Annotated in this window: 16 protein-coding genes; 7 read left to right on the top strand and 9 right to left on the bottom strand. The window is 70.4% G+C overall.

The genetic code is table 11. The annotated features are described in order from the left end of the window. Positions 1-204 precede the first annotated feature (204 nt). Both IWX89_RS10175 and IWX89_RS10180 read right to left on the bottom strand, forming a co-directional pair. Positions 205-1680, bottom strand: a complete 1476-nt coding sequence (locus tag IWX89_RS10175) for an NAD-dependent succinate-semialdehyde dehydrogenase (protein ID WP_196903448.1) — start codon at positions 1678-1680, stop codon at positions 205-207. Positions 1681-1762: 82 nt separating this feature from the next. Beyond that, entirely contained in the window at positions 1763-2419 is a 657-nt protein-coding gene (locus IWX89_RS10180) for a hypothetical protein (RefSeq protein ID WP_196903449.1), read from the bottom strand. A 118-nt stretch (positions 2420-2537) separates the two neighbouring features. Here IWX89_RS10180 and IWX89_RS10185 point away from each other — a divergent pair, with 118 nt between their 5' ends. From IWX89_RS10185 to hpaD, 7 genes are all read left to right on the top strand, one after another. Continuing rightward, the gene (locus tag IWX89_RS10185) at positions 2538-3257 is read left to right on the top strand and encodes an IclR family transcriptional regulator (RefSeq protein WP_196903509.1); all 720 of its coding nucleotides are present in this window, start codon (positions 2538-2540) and stop codon (positions 3255-3257) included. A gap of 162 nt (positions 3258-3419) precedes the next feature. Continuing rightward, complete coding sequence (locus IWX89_RS10190) at positions 3420-4763, top strand: MFS transporter (protein ID WP_196903450.1); 1344 nt, start codon at positions 3420-3422, stop codon at positions 4761-4763. Between the two features lie 226 nt (positions 4764-4989). Next, complete coding sequence (locus tag IWX89_RS10195) at positions 4990-6471, top strand: fumarylacetoacetate hydrolase family protein (RefSeq protein ID WP_196903451.1); 1482 nt, start codon at positions 4990-4992, stop codon at positions 6469-6471. After that, complete coding sequence (locus tag IWX89_RS10200) at positions 6471-7154, top strand: GntR family transcriptional regulator (protein ID WP_196903452.1); 684 nt, start codon at positions 6471-6473, stop codon at positions 7152-7154. Before IWX89_RS10195 ends, IWX89_RS10200 begins: the two co-directional genes overlap by 1 nt. Positions 7155-7261: 107 nt before the next feature. Continuing rightward, entirely contained in the window at positions 7262-8221 is a 960-nt protein-coding gene (gene dapA, locus IWX89_RS10205; RefSeq protein ID WP_196903453.1) for a 4-hydroxy-tetrahydrodipicolinate synthase, read from the top strand. 2 nt (positions 8222-8223) lie between these two features. After that, positions 8224-9759, top strand: a complete 1536-nt coding sequence (gene hpaE, locus IWX89_RS10210) for a 5-carboxymethyl-2-hydroxymuconate semialdehyde dehydrogenase (protein WP_196903454.1) — start codon at positions 8224-8226, stop codon at positions 9757-9759. A 98-nt stretch (positions 9760-9857) separates the two neighbouring features. Continuing rightward, positions 9858-10949, top strand: a complete 1092-nt coding sequence (gene hpaD, locus IWX89_RS10215) for a 3,4-dihydroxyphenylacetate 2,3-dioxygenase (protein ID WP_196903455.1) — start codon at positions 9858-9860, stop codon at positions 10947-10949. A 70-nt stretch (positions 10950-11019) separates the two neighbouring features. Here the strand turns inward: hpaD and IWX89_RS10220 are convergent, their stop codons facing one another. The 7 genes from IWX89_RS10220 to IWX89_RS10250 all read right to left on the bottom strand — a co-directional run bounded on the left by IWX89_RS10220 (position 11020) and on the right by IWX89_RS10250 (position 16566). Continuing rightward, positions 11020-11895 (bottom strand): anti-sigma factor domain-containing protein, encoded by an 876-nt coding sequence (locus IWX89_RS10220; RefSeq protein WP_196903456.1) that lies wholly within the window; start codon positions 11893-11895, stop codon positions 11020-11022. After that, positions 11882-12442, bottom strand: coding sequence for a sigma-70 family RNA polymerase sigma factor (locus IWX89_RS10225; protein WP_307836499.1), 561 nt, complete (start codon positions 12440-12442; stop codon positions 11882-11884). The genes IWX89_RS10220 and IWX89_RS10225 overlap by 14 nt, the downstream gene beginning before the upstream one ends. 129 nt (positions 12443-12571) lie before the next feature. After that, positions 12572-13237, bottom strand: coding sequence for a class F sortase (locus IWX89_RS10230; RefSeq protein ID WP_196903458.1), 666 nt, complete (start codon positions 13235-13237; stop codon positions 12572-12574). Between the two features lie 13 nt (positions 13238-13250). After that, on the bottom strand, positions 13251-14090 hold the full coding sequence (locus IWX89_RS10235) for a DUF4397 domain-containing protein (RefSeq protein WP_196903510.1): 840 nt from the start codon (positions 14088-14090) through the stop codon (positions 13251-13253). Between the two features lie 270 nt (positions 14091-14360). Then, positions 14361-15083, bottom strand: a complete 723-nt coding sequence (locus IWX89_RS10240) for a DUF4397 domain-containing protein (RefSeq protein ID WP_196903459.1) — start codon at positions 15081-15083, stop codon at positions 14361-14363. Positions 15084-15210: 127 nt separating this feature from the next. Then, entirely contained in the window at positions 15211-15975 is a 765-nt protein-coding gene (locus tag IWX89_RS10245; RefSeq protein ID WP_307836500.1) for an alpha/beta hydrolase family protein, read from the bottom strand. After that, positions 15976-16566, bottom strand: coding sequence for an isochorismatase family protein (locus IWX89_RS10250; protein WP_307836501.1), 591 nt, complete (start codon positions 16564-16566; stop codon positions 15976-15978). It abuts the gene before it with no gap. Position 16567: the final 1 nt, after the last annotated feature.

Raw genomic sequence — 16567 nt, forward strand, 5'->3', positions numbered from 1 at the left:
CCGCAAAGTCTAGCCGGGGGCCGCCGGCCCAGGCCCGACCACCCGACCGTGCACAACTCCTGCACATTCTGCCGGGCCCGACCGGCATCCGCAGGATTCCGCGGAACGCCCCCGCGGCCGGGAGTGAATTGCAGGAGTTATGCACACGGCGTCGGGCACACCCCGGTCGGGACTGGGCGCGACAGCGGGATCCGGCCGGCCGTCCTAGTCGAGGAAGGGGTCGGGCAGGAGCGTGTACTTGGTGGAGAGGTACTCGTGGATGCCCTCGAGCCCGCCCTCGCGGCCGAGGCCGGACTGCTTGACCCCGCCGAACGGCGCCGCCGCGTTGGAGAGCACGCCGACGTTCAGGCCCATCATGCCCGTGTGCAGGCGTTCGATCATCCGGTGCCCGCGGGCCAGGTCCTGGGTGAAGACATAGCCGACCAGCCCGTACTCAGTGTCGTTGGCGAGCCGCACGGCCTCGTCCTCGTCGCCGAACGTGGAGATCGCCAGCACCGGCCCGAAGATCTCTTCACGCAGGATGTCGCTGCCCGGCGCGACGCCCGAGAGCACCGTGGGCTGGTAGAAGGTTCCGTGCCCGGCGATGGCCGACCCGCCGGTCAGCAGTGTCGCCCCCTTGCCGAGCGCGTCCTGCACGAGAGTGTCGGCCTTGTCGATGGCGGCCTGGTTGATCAGCGGGCCGATGGTGACGCCCTCCTCGGTGCCGCGGCCGACCGTGAAGTCGGCGACCGTCTCGGTGACCCGGCGCGCGAATTCGTCGGCGATGGACTCGTGCACGATGAACCGGTTCGCCGCGGTGCAGGCCTGGCCCACGTTGCGGAACTTCGCGGCGATCGCGCCGGCGACGGCCTTGTCGAGGTCGGCGTCTTCGAAGACGACGAACGGGGCGTTGCCGCCGAGCTCCATCGAGGTGCGGAGCACGCCCTGCGCGGACTGCTGGATCAGCTTCTGGCCGACCGGGGTCGACCCGGTGAAGCTGAGCTTGCGCAGGCGCGGGTCGGCGATGATCGGCCCCGACACCGCGGCCGACGTCGAGGTCGTGATCACGTTGACGACGCCGGCCGGCAGGCCGACCTCCTCGAGCAGACGCACGAAGAACAGGGTGGTCAGCGGGGTCAGCTCGGCCGGCTTGATCACGACGGTGCAGCCCGCGGCGAGCGCCGGGGCGATCTTTCGGGTCGCCATCGCGAGCGGGAAGTTCCACGGGGTGATCAGGAAGCACGGTCCGACCGGGTGCTGGGAGACGATCATCCGCCCGGTGCCCTCCGGGTTGGTGCCGTAGCGGCCGGTGACGCGCACGGCCTCCTCGCTGAACCAGCGCAGGAACTCGCCGCCGTAGGCCACCTCGCCGTACGCTTCGGCGAGCGGCTTGCCCATCTCGATGGTCATCAGCAGGGCGAACTCCTGCTTGCGCTCCTGCAGCAGGTCGAAGGCCCGGCGCAGGATCTCCCCGCGAACCCGGGGCGGGGTTGCCGCCCAGCCGGCCTGCGCCGCGACGGCCGCGTCGAGGGCGGCCGCGCCATCCGCGACGCCCGCGTCGGCGATGGTCTTGATTACCTTGCCGGTGGCCGGGTCGTGCACGGTCAGGGTGGCGCCATCGGCGGCCGGCACCCATTTGCCGTTGATGAACAGTTCGTTGGGTACGTGCTGGAGCAGTTCGGCTTCGGTGACATGCGTCATAGGGTCTCCCATACTTGTGTGTGCCCGTCGAGCGACGGTCGAATTCTATCCAAGGCAACGTGCCCGGGGCAGCAGCCCGGGTTCACGCCCAGGGCAACGGCAGGAGCATGCCGGCGGCCATGGCGGTCATCGCCAGCGCCATGCTCACCTGCTGGGTCGCCTCCAGCCTGTCAGCAACACCGGTTCCCCGCCACCCGGCGCGGTGTTTCGCCGCGCGCACCGCGCTGGCCGCCAGGGCGACGGATGCCGCCACCACCAGCCAGCCCAGAAGCACCCCGCCGCCGGTCCACGCCTGCCCGTGCCCGGAGTGCCCGGCCGCGGACACCGCCGCCCCGGCGGCCGACAGCGACGCGCCGGCGGCCGACAGCCCGGGCGCCGACGCGGCGGCCGCCGCATTCGCGCCGTCGGCCGCACCGGTTGCCGTGCCCGGCAGCATCCCGGCCCACATCACGGCCATCAGCAGCAGTGCCGCCGCGTGGTGCGCCGCCGCGACCCGGCTGCGCCGGTCGAGGAGCGCAAGGAGGGCGGCCCCGACCAGCAGTGCGACCCAGGCCAGGGGGCTGAGCAGGTGCGCGTCCGGCAGGACCATGTCGAAGGTGGAGGCCGACATCACCACCATGGCCGGTGCCGCGGCGGCGCTGCGCCCCGGCGTGCGGAGCGCCGCGAGCGCGCAGACGGCAGCGAGGCCGGCCGCCACGGCGGCGGCGGCCAGGCAGACGGAGACCCAGATCGCGCTCATTGAGCACCAAGATAGGCCGGTCCACCCGGTCCGTGTTGATTCTCGGCGCACGGCTGGGGCGGGCCGGCGCACGGCCGCCCGCCGCCGGGGAGGCGGATGCGAGAATGGCGACGTGTCGATGCAACCCAGCCAGGCCGGCGCGAGCGCCGCGCCGCACTCGCAGACCCTCTCCCGCGGCATCCGCGTGCTCGAGATCCTGGCCGACGCCGACTCCCCGCTCACCATCGCCGAGGTTGCCGCCGCCCTCGGCGTGCACCGGTCGATCGCTTACCGGATTCTCCGCACCCTCGAGGACCACGGCGTCGTGGTGCGGAACGCCGCCGGCGCCGTGCGCCTGGGTCCGCGGATGGCCGCGCTCGCCCGCGGGGTGTCCCGCGACCTGCAGGCCGCTGCGCTGCCCGAGTTGACCAGCGTCGCGAACGAGCTCGGGATGACGGCCTTCGTCGCCGTGCTCGACCGGGTCGAGGTCATCACCCTCGTCAGCGTCGAGCCCCGGCAGGCGCACGCGACGGTGGCCCAGCGGCCGGGAACCCGGCATCCGCTCGCCGCCGGTGCTCCGGGGATCGCCATCCAGTCGCTGCTCTCATCGGCCGAGTGGGCCGATCTCGGCGGCGATGCCGGCCGTCGGGCAGAGGCCTCCGCCATCGGCGCCCAGGGCTTCGCGACGAGCCACGACGAGGTCATCCCCGGCCTGGCCTCCGTCGCCGTTCCGCTGCCCATTCCGGGCGAACCGCCCGCCGCCCTCGCCGTGGTCTACCTGGCCGGAGCGGGTGATCCCGCCAAGCTCGGCGCCCGGCTCGGCCTCGCCGCCGCGGCGATCGCGGCACGGATGCGCTAGCCCGGCCACGCGCGCAGGTCACGGTCCGGTGTCGGTCCGGCCCCCGAGCCACACATAATATACGATTTGTGATACGTTCCTCGCAGATCGTGACGCACCATCTGGGCAACGCCCGTGCACCCCCGCTCGACTTCCCCCGCACCGAATACAAGGGAGTATTCCATGGCTTTGACGACCGAACCAACGACGACGACCGCGAAACGACTCGAGGAACGACGCGTCCTCGTCGGCACCATGGTCGGAACCACGATCGAGTGGTACGACTTCTTCATCTACGCGCAGGCCGCCGGCCTCGTGCTCGCCGGCCTCTACTTCGCGCCGCTCGGCAGCGACAACGCCGCGCTCGCCCAGCTCGTGGCCTGGGCCTCGATCGGGATCAGCTTCCTCTTCCGCCCGCTCGGCGCGATCGTCGCCGGGCATCTCGGCGACCGACTCGGCCGCAAGGCGATGCTCGTGGTCACCCTCGTGATGATGGGCGCGTCGACCGTGCTCATCGGCGTACTGCCGACCTACGCGCAGATCGGCGTCGCGGCGCCGCTGCTGCTCATCCTGCTGCGCATCCTGCAGGGCTTCTCCGCCGGCGGCGAGTGGGGCGGCGCCGCACTCATGTCGGTCGAGCACGCGCCGGGCAACAAGCGCGGCTTCTTCGGCGCCTACCCGCAGATCGGCGTGCCGTCCGGCCTCATCCTGGCCACCGGCGTCATGCTCGTCGTGACCAACTCGATGACCGAGGAAGCCTTCCTCGCCTGGGGCTGGCGCATCCCGTTCCTCCTCTCCATCGTCCTGATCGGGATCGGCTACATCATCCGCCGCTCCGTCAACGAGAGCCCGGTCTTCACCGAACTCCAGGAGCGCAAGAAGGAGTCCGCCGCACCGTTGAAGGAACTCTTCGCGCACAACTGGCGCCAGGTCGTGCTCACCGCTCTCATCTTCATCGCCAACAACGCCGCCGGCTACCTGCTGATCGCCTTCTTCTCCTCCTACGCCACGAAGCCGGCCGAGGCCGGCGGCCTGGGCATGGAGCGCTCCCCAGTGCTGCTGGCAAGCACGGTCGCGGCGGTCTTCTGGCTGGCGGCCACGATGTTCGGCGGGATCCTGTCCGACCGGATCGGCCGCATCCGCACCTTCCAGATCGGCTACGCCTGGCTCTTCGCCTGGGCTATCCCGATGTTCCTGCTGATCGACACGAAGAACATCGTCCTGTTCGCGGTCGCCCTGGTCGTGCTCGCGGTCGGCCTCGGCCTGTCCTACGGCCCGCAGGCCGCGCTCTATGCCGAGATGTTCCCGGCCCACGTGCGCTACTCCGGCGTGTCGATCGGCTATGCCCTCGGGGCCATTCTCGGCGGGGCCTTCGCCCCCCTGATCGCCCAGCTGCTGCTCGACGAGACCAGCTGGTCGCCCTCGATCGGCATCTACATCATGGTGCTCGCCGCCATCTCCTTCGCCGCGGTCTCCGTGGTCAAGGAGACGCGCGGGGTGCACCTCGGAGTGTCCGCCCGCGATTAGGGCAGACCGGCAGTGACGCGGGGCAGGGGAACGGCGGAATCGCCGATCCCCTGCCCCGCCGTCATGCCGTCGTTGTGCCGTCGTTGTGCCGTCGTTGTGCCGTCTGCCCGGATCGTATATGATTTGATACATGCCGGTCGAGTCGAGCGGCGGCAATCAGCACCGCAGGCGCCAGCACGAAGAACCAGCACCAGTACCGCAGGCTTTCAACACAGAGGAGTGTGGGATGAGCGACACCATCGCATCCGCCGTCGAGGCGCTCGTCGGTGCCCGGCCCGGCAAGGTCATCGCCGTGCACATCAACTACCCGAGCCGAGCCGCGCAGCGGGGACGGGTCCCGGCCCAGCCGTCGTACTTCCTGAAGCCGGCCAGCTCGCTCGCCCTCCCCGGCCAGATCGAACGCCCGGCCGGCACCGAGCTGCTCGCCTTCGAGGGGGAGATCGCCCTGATCATCGGCCGGACGGCCCGCCGGGTCGACCCCGTCGAGGGCTGGAACGCGGTGGCCGGGGTCACCGCGAGCAACGACTTCGGCGTCTACGACCTGCGTCACGCCGACAAGGGCTCCAACCTCCGTTCCAAGGGCGGCGACGGCTTCACCCCGATCGGGCCGGCCGTGCTGCCGGCCGGCGAGGTCGACCCGGCGGCCCTGCGCATCCGCACCTGGGTCAACGGCGTCCTCGCCCAGGAGGACACCACCGGCACCCTGTATTTCCCGTTCGGCCGGCTCGTCGCCGACCTCTCCCAGCTGATCACCCTCGAACCGGGCGACATCATCCTGACGGGCACCCCCGCCGGCGCCTCGGTGCTGCGGCCGGGCGACGTCGTCGAAGTCGAGGTCGACGCCCCGACCATGCCGACGCCGCTGTCCACAGGCCGGCTCCGCACCGTCGTCGTCGAAGGCACCGTCCCCCTGGCCGGCTACGGCGCCGCACCGCGGGTCGATGACCTGCAGCGCACCGAGGCCTGGGGCTCCCCGGAGGCCGCCGGGCTCGCTCCGGAGGCGCCCGCATTCGTACTCACCGCCACCCTGAAGGAGCGCATCAACAGCGTCGGCACCGCCACCCTGAGCGCCCAGCTGCGCAAACGCGGCTTCAACAACGTGTCGATCGACGGCCTCCGCTCGACCCGGCCCGAGGCCCGCCTCGTCGGCCGGGCGCGCACCCTTCGCTACCTGCCGAACCGGGAAGACCTGTTCGAGTCCCACGGCGGCGGCTACAACGCCCAGAAACGCGCCTTCGATTCGCTCGGGCCGGACGACGTGATCGTGATGGAGGCCCGCGGCGAGCGCGGCACCGGCACTGTCGGCGACATCCTCGCCCTGCGCGCCCAGGTTCGCGGCGCGGCCGGGATCGTGACGGATGGCGGCGTGCGCGACCTCGCGGCCGTCACCGCGCTCTCCATCCCCACCTATCATTCCGGCGGGCACCCGGCCGTGCTCGGCCGTCGCCACGTGCCATGGGACACCGACCTGGCAATCGCCTGCGGCGGCGCCGCCGTGGTGCCGGGCGACGTGATCGTCGGCGACGCTGACGGCGTTCTCGTCATCCCGCCGCACCTGGTCGAGGAGGTCGTCGCCTCCGCCATCGCGCAGGAACGCGAGGAGGCCTTCATCGCCGAGATGGTCGCCGCCGGCCATGGCGTCGACGGGCTGTACCCGATGAACGCGGACTGGAAGGCCCGCTACCGGAACTGGCAGGAAGAGAAGTGATGACGGTTTCCCCGGGCGCGGCCACCGACGGCCTGAGCAAGGCACAGCTGGCCCACCAATGGATCAGGTCGCGGATCAGCGACGGAACCTACAGCCCCGGCTACCGCCTGGTGCTCGGCCAGATCGCCCGCGAACTCGACGTCAGCGCGGTTCCCGTGCGGGAGGCAATCCGCCTGCTCGAGGCGGAGGGTCTGGTCACCTTCGAGCGCAACATCGGCGCGCAGGTCGCGATGCTCGACGCCACCGAGTACGTGCACACCATGCAGACGCTCAGCCTGGTCGAGGGCTATGCCACGGCGCTCTCTGCGCCCGTGCTCGACGCGGACACGCTCGAACGCGCCAGGCGGATCAACGCGGAGATGGCCGACTGCCTCGACCATTTCGACCCGGTCAGCTTCACCAGGCTCAACCTCGAGTTCCACTCCACCCTGTTCGAGGCCTGCCCCAACCCGCACCTGCTCGACCTCGTGCACCGCGGCTGGAGCCGGCTGAGCGCCCTCCGCGACTCCATCTTCAGCTTCGTGCCCGGCCGCGCCCACGAATCCGTCGCCGAACACACCGCGCTGCTCGACCTGATCGAGAACGGCGCGGACGCCCTGCAGGTCGAGCTCGCCGCCCGCAACCACCGCCTCGGCACACTCGACGCCTTCCTCGCCCGCCAGCACGCCCCCTCCGCCCCCTAACAGCCGCAACTGTTCCCGTACCGGACAACTGTTGCCCGCACACCGGGAACATTCGTCCGATTCGGTAACAGTCGCGAACGCATCCGTTGCCCTCGAAAGGAAGAACAATGAAGTTCCGCAGCGACCCCAGCCAGATCAGAGGCTCCATCGCGCCCCTCATGACGCCGTTCACGGCCGACGGCGCGCTCGACCATGCCGGCCTGGCCAACCTCGTCAACTGGCAGCTGGCCTCCGGCACCCACGGCATCTCGCTCGGCGGGTCGACCGGGGAACCGAGCTCGCAGAGCATTGCCGAACGCGCCGCCGCGATCCGCACCGTGGCCGAGACCATCGGTGACCGGGTCCCGTTCATGCCCGGCACCGGCTCGGCGAAACTCGACGAGACCCTCGAGCTGACCGCCGCCGCGCGGGACGCCGGCGTGGACGCCGCTCTGATCATCACCCCGTACTACGCCCGGCCCACCCAGGAGGCCCTCTACGTCTGGTACAAGACCGTGGCCGAAGAGTTCCCCGACCTGCCGATCGTGGCCTACAACGTGCCCAGCCGCACCGCCGTGGACATCGCCCCGGAGACCATCGCCCGGCTCTACCGCGACTTCGACAACTTCGTCGGGGTCAAGGAGACCACCAAGGACTTCGAGCACTTCTCCCGGGTGCTGCACCTCTGCGGAAAGGAACTCCTGGTCTGGAGCGGAATCGAACTGCTCTGCCTGCCGCTGCTCGCGCTCGGCGGAGTCGGCCTGATCAGCGCCACCTCCAACATCGCCCCCGTCGCCCACGTCGAGCTGTACGACGCGTGGATGGCCGGCGACCTCGCCCGGGCACGGGAGATCCACTACGGCCTGCACCCCCTCGTCGACCTGCTCTTCGTCGAAACCAACCCGGCACCGGGCAAGTGGGTGCTCGAACAGCGCGGCCTGATCGCCTCCGGGTTCGTGCGCCCGCCGCTGATCACCCCCACCGATGCCGGCCTCGTCACCATGAAGAAGTTCCTGGCCGCCGGCGAAGCCTACCTCTCCCCCGTCGACGGTTTCACGATCGACGGCAACACCCCGGCAGGAGCCTGACCATGACAACGACCGACACCACCGCGACCACCGGCTCCAGCACGGCCGGCCACTTCGTCCCCGAGAACCTGCCGACCCGCATCCAGCACTACATCGGCGGCCACTTCGTCGACAGCGTCTCCGGCAAGACCTTCGACGTGCTCGACCCGGTCTCCAACCAGACCTACGCCACCGCCGCCGCCGGCCAGCAGGAGGACATCGACCTGGCCGTGGCCGCCGCCACGGAGGCCTTCGAGAACGGGCCGTGGCCGGGCATGAAGCCGCGCGAGCGCTCCCGCATCCTGAACCGGATCGCCGACGCGATCGAAGCGCAGGATGCCCGCCTCGCCGAACTGGAAACCTTCGACACCGGTCTGCCGATCACCCAGGCCCTCGGCCAGGCAAACCGGGCGGCCGAGAACTTCCGCTTCTTCGCCGACCTGATCGTGGCGCAGGCCGACGACACCTACAAGGTGCCCGGCAGCCAGATCAACTACGTCAACCGCAAGCCGGTCGGCGTCGCCGGGCTGATCACCCCGTGGAACACCCCGTTCATGCTGGAGAGCTGGAAGCTCGCCCCGGCGCTGGCCTCCGGCTGCACCGTCGTGCTCAAGCCGGCCGAGTTCACGCCGCTCTCGGCCAGCCTGTGGGCCGGGATCTTCTCCGCCGCCGGGCTGCCCGACGGGGTCTTCAACCTGGTCAACGGCATCGGCGAGGAGGCCGGCGACGCGCTGGTCAAGCATCCGGGCGTCCCCCTCATCTCGTTCACCGGCGAGACCACGACCGGCCAGACCATCTACCGCAACTGCGCCGCCAACCTCAAGGGCATGTCGATGGAACTCGGCGGCAAGTCCCCCGCCATCGTCTTCGCCGACGCCGACCTCGACGCCGCGATCGACTCGACCCTGTTCGGCGTCTTCTCGCTCAACGGCGAACGCTGCACCGCCGGCAGCCGGATCCTGGTCGAACGCACCGTCTACGACGACTTCTGCGCCCGCTACGCCGCCCGCGCCCGGAACATCGTCGTCGGCGACCCGCACGACCCGAAGACCGAGGTCGGCGCGCTCGTTCACCCCGAGCACTACGCCAAGGTGATGAGCTACGTCGAGATCGGCAAGACCGAGGGCCGCCTGCTCGCCGGCGGCGGCCGCCCGGCGCACCTGGCCGAGGGCAATTACGTGTCGCCGACCGTGTTCGCGGATGTCCCGCCCACGGCCCGCATCTTCCAGGAGGAGATCTTCGGCCCGGTGGTGTCGATCACCCCGTTCGACACCGATGAGGAGGCCCTGGCGCTGGCCAACGGGGTGAAATACGGCCTCGCCGCGTACCTCTGGACCGGCAACCTCACCCGGGCGCACACCTTCGCCCAGGCGATCGAGGCCGGCATGGTCTGGCTCAACTCGCACAATGTGCGCGACCTCCGCACCCCGTTCGGCGGGGTCAAGGCCTCGGGACTGGGCCACGAGGGCGGCTACCGTTCGATCGATTTCTACACCGACCAGCAGGCCGTGCACATCACCCTCGGTGCCGTGCACACCGCCCGCTTCGGCGCCGCCTGACCTGGATCTCGACAGGCTCGATCACCGGCGGCTGAGCACGTCACCGGTGGTCGAGCCCGTCGAGACCACAACCACTGACACTCAATGAGGAGGACCCCATGACCACCACCCCCATGACCACCACCCCCATCCCCACCCCCGCGGCCACCCCGCCCGACATCCTGCGCTGCGCCTACATGGACCTCGTCGTCACCGACCTGGCCGCCTCCCGCGAGTTCTACGTGGACATCCTCGGCCTCGTCGTGACGGAGGAGAACGACACCGAGATCTACCTGCGCAGCTTCGAGGAATTCATCCACCACAACCTGGTGCTGCGCCAGGGACCGGTCGCAGCGGTCTCCGCGTTCGCGTTCCGGGTGCGCTCCCCCCTCGACGTGGACCTCGCCGAGGCGTACTACCGCGAGCTCGGCTGCCGCACCGAGCGCCGCGCGAACGGCTTCGTCACGGGGATCGGCGACTCCGTGCGCGTCGAAGACCCGCTCGGCTTCCCCTACGAGTTCTTCTTCGACACCGAGCACGTGGAACGCCTCGCCTGGCGCTACGACCTGCAGGGTCCGGGCGCGCTCGTGCGCCTGGACCACTTCAACCAGGTCACCCCCGACGTCGGCCTCGGCCGCGGCTACCTGGAGGACCTCGGCTTCCGGGTCACCGAGGACATCCAGGACGCGGACGGCGTCACCTACGCGGCCTGGCTGCGCCGCAAGGACACCGTGCACGACACCGCCCTGACCGGCGGCAACGGCCCGCGGATGCACCACATCGCCTTCTCCACGCACGAGAAGCACAACATCATCTACATCTGCGACAAGCTCGGCGCGCTGCGCAAGTCCGACCTGATCGAGCGCGGCCCGGGCCGGCACGGCGTGTCCAACGCGTTCTACCTCTACCTGCGCGACCCCGACGGCCACCGGGTCGAGATCTACACCCAGGACTACTACACCGGCGACCCCGACAACCCGGTCGTCACCTGGGACGTGCACGACAACCAGCGCCGCGACTGGTGGGGCAACCCGGTGGTGCCGAGCTGGTACACGGATGCCTCCCTCGTGCTCGACCTCGACGGCACCCCCCAGCCCGTGATCGAACGCACCCAGTCGAGCGAGATGGCCGTGACCGTCGGCGCCGACGGCTTCTCCTACACCCGCAAGGGCGAGGAGATGCCCGAATACAAGCTCGGCCACCAGCTCTAACCGCCCGGGCGGCCCCGCTTTCCGTTCCCGTTCCGGTCGAGGGCACTCCCGACCGGAACGGGGGCTCAGGTCAGGTGGCGTGCAGTTCGCCGCGCACGATGGAGTCGCCGGAGTGGGCCGGGTCGCCGTTGTCCGGTTCGGCGGACACGTCGACGAGCGGGTACTGGGCCAGGTCGAGCCCGTCGGGGATCGAGAACCGGCCGGTGGCGCCGTCGAGCAGCCCGATGCTGACCAGGCCGGAGGCATCCGCCTTGATCAGCCACACCTCGCGCAGGGGCGCGCTGCCCGTCGCCCCGGTGAGGTCGACCACCACCTCCCGGTGGCCGTCGGCGGCCTTCTCCACGTAGGCGGTGCCGCCGGCCTTCCAGCCGGGGAACGGGTCCAGTTTCGCTTCGGCGATCTTCGCTTCGACGACGGGGGGCGCGGTGTCCCGCCGCAGCGACTCCCACCAGATCCCGCCGCCGAGGCCGCCGACCAGGCCGACGATCCCGGCCGCGACGGTCAGCGGCAGCCAGAACCGGGCGCGGCGCGACCGACCGCGGCCGTCGATCCGGGCGACCGGCGCGAGTCCGACCGGAGGCGCCGGCTCCACGGGAGCCGGACCGGCAGCACCGCCTGGCGCGAGCACCGCGGCATCCGTCACCGGCGCCGTGCTTGCCGGCCCCGTGCTTGCCGGCCCCGCACTCGCCGGAAAGTCGGAACGCCGCGGAGTGCCCGCGACCGCGTCGGACAGCCCGAGGGCGGAGTGGATGCGGCCCCAGACGGCGTCGCCCGGCTCGATGAGTTCCACGTCGCGCGCCGCGCGGCCGACCGCGATGGTGTGCTGCAGGGAGATCAGTTCGAGCGAGCACTCCGGGCATTCGGCCAGGTGGAGGTGCTCCAGTTCGGTGAGGTCGAGCTCCGCCATCGCTATGAGCGCGAGATCGTCCCGGTCAATGTGTGTCATCGTTCGCCTCCAATCTGGTGCGCAACCTGGTCAGGCTTCGTCTGATGTGACTCTTCACGGTGCCGAGGGGCAATCCGAGGCTATCGGCGATCTGCGCGTGCGTCAGGTCATCGTAGAAGGCCAGCTGCATCACACGCTGCGGCACCGGTTCGAGGCGTTGCAACTCCTCGCTGATCAGCAGCCGGTCGGCGACGTCGGCCGATTCGTCGGGGTGGCTGAACTGGAGTTCCCCCATCACGGCCGCCTCGATCCGGCGGCGGCGGGAACGGGCTTCATGCGCGTCGGCCACCGCGTGCCGGGTGATGCCGACGAGCCAGGCCGGAAGCCGGGCGCGGGAAGGGTCGAAGCCGGTCCGGCCGTTCCAGGCCGAGATGAAGACCTTCTGGGTCACGTCCTCCGCCTCGCCATGGTCGCCGAGCGAGCGCATAGCGATGGTGTGCACGAGCGCCGCCCAGCGGGCGTACGCCTCGGCGAGCGCACGTTCGTCCCCAGCGCGGAAGGCGGTGGCCAGCCGTGCGTGGTCGTCCGCATCGGTGATTGCGCTCACCACACTGGGGTGCCTCCCGGTCGAATGCCGCGGCGACTGGTCGTACACCTCAGGCCTCCCCGCGAAGGACGCCTCGACCACCGTCGACCTCAGCATAGCCACACCTTCTCACTGTGGGATGGATCGTCATCATGGGAGCGGATCCGCCGAGACGATCACGTTGGAAAGGTAGCGCTTCGCCTCGTAGTCGAATTCGCCGCCGCAGGTCACGAGTGTCAGCCGGGAGGCACCCGACCGGTCGAAGACACTGGCCCACGGGACATCCGGTTTGAGGATCGATTGCACCCCGGTGACCGAGTAGCCCCGCTCCGACCCGTCGCTGAGCGTCAGCACGACCCTTGTTCCGGCACTCGCCGAGGCGAGCCGGGCGAACGGGCCGATGTCGTAGACGAGCGAGTCGACATGGGCGGCGATCACGGTCGCCCCGGCCGGGCTGGCCGGAGACGGGCCGAACCGGTACCAGGCGGCCACGGCGGGGTTCTTCGGCAGTTCCATGACGTTCTCCGCGGTCTGACCGACCGCCTCGACCGCCATGTCGATGCCCAGGGCCTCCACCCGGATCCGCACGGGGGCGAGCGAGGCCGGGACCTGGTTGGCGCTCAGGGCCGCGCTCACCGTCGGCACTGTCACCTCGGGGGCCGGCGCGGGGGCCGGCTGGGGCGCCGGAATCACGGATGCCGGCGCCGGCGCGGCCGTCGCCGGTGGGGATGCCGCTGGGGCCTGAGTCCCGGAGCATCCGCCGAGCAGAACGAGAGCCACAGCGAGCATCCCGATTGCGCCCACTGTGGCCCTCATCTTGCGCCCCCCGCTAGCGTCGCGCGGCGGCGCGACGCAGTCCCAGAACCGACGCCGTGCCGAGCGCGAGCAGCAGGGCGGCGAATCCGCCGAGCCACAGCCCGGTAGTGTCAGCGGGCTTGTTCGTGGCGACCAGGCCGGCCTCCCCGGCGGGGATGCTGCCGGGGTTCGAGTGCAGTCCGGCGATCGTCTGCACGCCGAGGGCCAGGTTCTTGTCGGTCAGGCTGCCCCACGCGTAGACGATCGTGTTCGTGCCCTCAGCGACATTGACGTCCGCCGGTCCGATCACCGGGGCCGTCGTGCCCGTTGCGGCGACCGCCGCCGAGATGGTGCCGGACGGGAGGTTCAGCACCGATTCCTTCGGGTTGACCAGGTTGGTGATGGCTGCGGCGCCGTTGGCGAGCACGTCGACCGCGAGTGCGGCCGCCACGTGCCGCACGGTCAGCCGACCCTGGCCGGCCTCCAGCTTGCCGATGTCGTTGGTGAAGAGCGTCGCGGTGGGCTTGCCGGCGGCGTCGAGGTGGGCGACGGCGGTGTAGTCCTTGCCCGCTTCGAGAGGGAGGTCGACCGGGCCGATCGCCGGCTTGCTCGCGTCGGCCGCGTCCGAGGCCGTGATCGCCACCGTGTAGGTGCCCGCCGGCAGGTCGAGCGGACCGGCCAGGTCGCCCGGCTTGAAGTTGTCGAGCGTGAGCTTGTTGTTCACGTACACGTCGACGGTCAGGCCGGGAACGCCGTGGAAGACGGACAGTTTGGCGACGGGGTCGGCGGCCTGCGCCGGCGCGAGGCCGGCGAGGGCGACGAAGGCGCCGAGCGAGACCGCCGTCAAGCCGATCGTAAGGGACTTGTGCATCATTTCCTCCTGGTGCTGTCTGTGGTTGGTCACCGCGGTGACTGTTCCCCGCGGTGTGTGCCGGGGCACTCTTGCCAACTACTTCCGCCGCAGGCCCCTGATCGGATGCACTCGAACGTGATTTCTTTCGCGCGGACGCACGGACACGGCGGCGCGGACACGGCGGCGCGGACACGGCGAGGGCCGCACGTCAGCTGTCGCTGCGCGTGCGGCCCTCGAGGTGCGGACGAAGCCCCGTCGATCAATTCGACCGGGAGTCGTCAGTGGCGATCCTTACTTGTGGTGGTGTCCGCCCCCGGTGAGGTCGACCGTCTGCACGGCGAACGCGAGGTTGCCGGCAGCCAGGCTGCCCCAGGCGTAGACGATCGTGTTCGTGCGCTTGGCGATCTCGACGTCGGTCGGCCCGATCAGCGGGTCGGTCGTTCCGGTCGCGGCCACCACGGCGGAGATTGTGCCGACCGGCAGGGTCAGCTCTTCCTCGTCGGGGTTGGTCAGGTCGGTCACCGCGGCGACATCGTCCGCGAGCACGTCCACGGAGGGTGCGGCGGCGATGTGCCGCACGGTGAGGCGCCCGTTGCCCTTGCCGACCTTGTCCGGGTTGTTGGTGAACAGGGTGGCGCTGGGGTCACCCGCTTCGGTGAGGTGCGCTGCGACCGTGTAGTTGTCGCCTGCCTCCAGCGCCAGGTCGACCGGACCGATCGCCGGGTTGCTGGCGTCCTTCGCATCGGCGGCCGTGATGGCAACCGAGTAGGTCCCGGCGTCGAGGGTGAGGGTGTCGGAGAACGAGCCCGGCTTGAAGTTGTCCAGGGTGAGCTTGCCGTCGACGTAGACATCAACGGTCAGGCCCGGAACCCCGTGGAAGACGGTGAGTTCCGCGGTGCCTCCGTCGGAGTGATGCCCGTCGCCACCGTGGTATTCGCCGGCGCTGGCCGGCAGGATTCCTGCGAGAGCGACGAGTAGGCCGGCTGCGGTCCCAATTGCGATGGTCCTGTGCATAGTTACCTCCTGCATTTCGTTGGACGGGAGGCCGCGTTGCCTCCCGCTACCAATTCCAGCAAAAGGGTGGTTTTGGATGCAACCCTTCAAGAAAAGTTTGACAAAACCCCCCGAATAGGGGGAAGCGTCAGGAAAGGAAGTCCAGGGCCGCCTGCTTGAACTCGCGGGAGGTGAGGGAATTCACGTGATCGCGCCCGGGCAGCTCCCGGTAGGCGGAGCCGCGGGCGCGGGCCAGCTCGGCCACTCCCTCCGGGATCGGGTCGGCACCGCCCGCCACATACAGCACGGGGATGCCCGGCGGCAAGTCGAGTTCCGCCCCGGCGAATCCCTCCACGCAGGCCAGCAGTGCCGCCAGGTCTCCTCCCGCGGCGACCGCGGCGGCGAGCACGGGCCCGAGCACGGACGAGACCACCGGATCGGCCGGGGCCTGGCCGGCCAGCAGCCCGGCCAGCGTCGCCGGGCCGACGGACTCGAACAGTTCGACCGGCCCCGCGCCGCCGAGCACCAGGCGGCTCACCCGTTCCGGTGCCAGCCGGGCGAGCGCAGCCGCGACCCGGGACCCCATCGAATAGGCCACCACGTCGACGTGGTCAAGGCCGAGCGCGTCGAGCACGACGACGAGGTCGGCCGCGAGCTGCCGGGGAGCGTAGTCGGCGGCCCGGTGCGGTTTGTCGCTTCGACCGTGGCCGCGGAGGTCGGGCGCGACCACGCCACGTCCGGCTTCCTCGAGGAAGCGCACCCAGCCGGTGCCGGTCCAGCTGAGCCTGGCGGTCGACGCGAACCCGTGCACGAGCAGGATCGGGCGGTCCCCCGGCACGAAGTCATAGGCGATCCGCACGCCGTCGAGGCGCCGCGCGAAGGAGTCCAGCACGGGCGCGGGCCGGGGCCCCACCTAGGCGACCACGTCTGAGGCGGCCAGGACGGCCCCCGCGTATGCCAGTTCGGCGAGGGCAGCCTCGCTGGCCTCCGGGTTGACCCCGGCGATCAGGTCGGTGAGCACGCGCAGGTGCTGGCCGTGTTCGAGGGCGTCGAGCCCGCTCGCCCGCACACAGTGGTCGGTGGCCAGGCCAACGATGTCGACATCCGTCACACCGTTCGTGATCAGCAGTTCGCCGGTTTTGTCGCCGCCCTCTGAGACGCCGTCGAAGATGGAGTAGCCGACCTCCCCCTGTCCCTTGCGAATGTGGATGGTGTGTTCCGGCAGCGTGAGCGCCGGGTTGTACTCGGCGCCTGGGGTGCCCGCCACGCAGTGCACCGGCCAGCTCTCGGAGTAGTCGGGTTCGCCGGACAAAGCGAAGTGGCCGCCGTTGTCGCTGTCGGGGTCGTGCCAGTCCCGGGAGGCGAAGACGCACGCGTAGGCGTTCTGGTGTTGCGCCAGGAGAGCGCTCACCCCGGCGGCAACGGCGGAACCGCCCGCAACTTCAAGCGCGCCACCCTCTGTGAAGTCATTCTGGACGTCGATGATGAACAGTGCCCGTGTCACA

It is taken from the genome of Cryobacterium sp. MP_M3, assembly GCF_015752155.1.
Lineage (GTDB): Bacteria > Actinomycetota > Actinomycetes > Actinomycetales > Microbacteriaceae > Cryobacterium.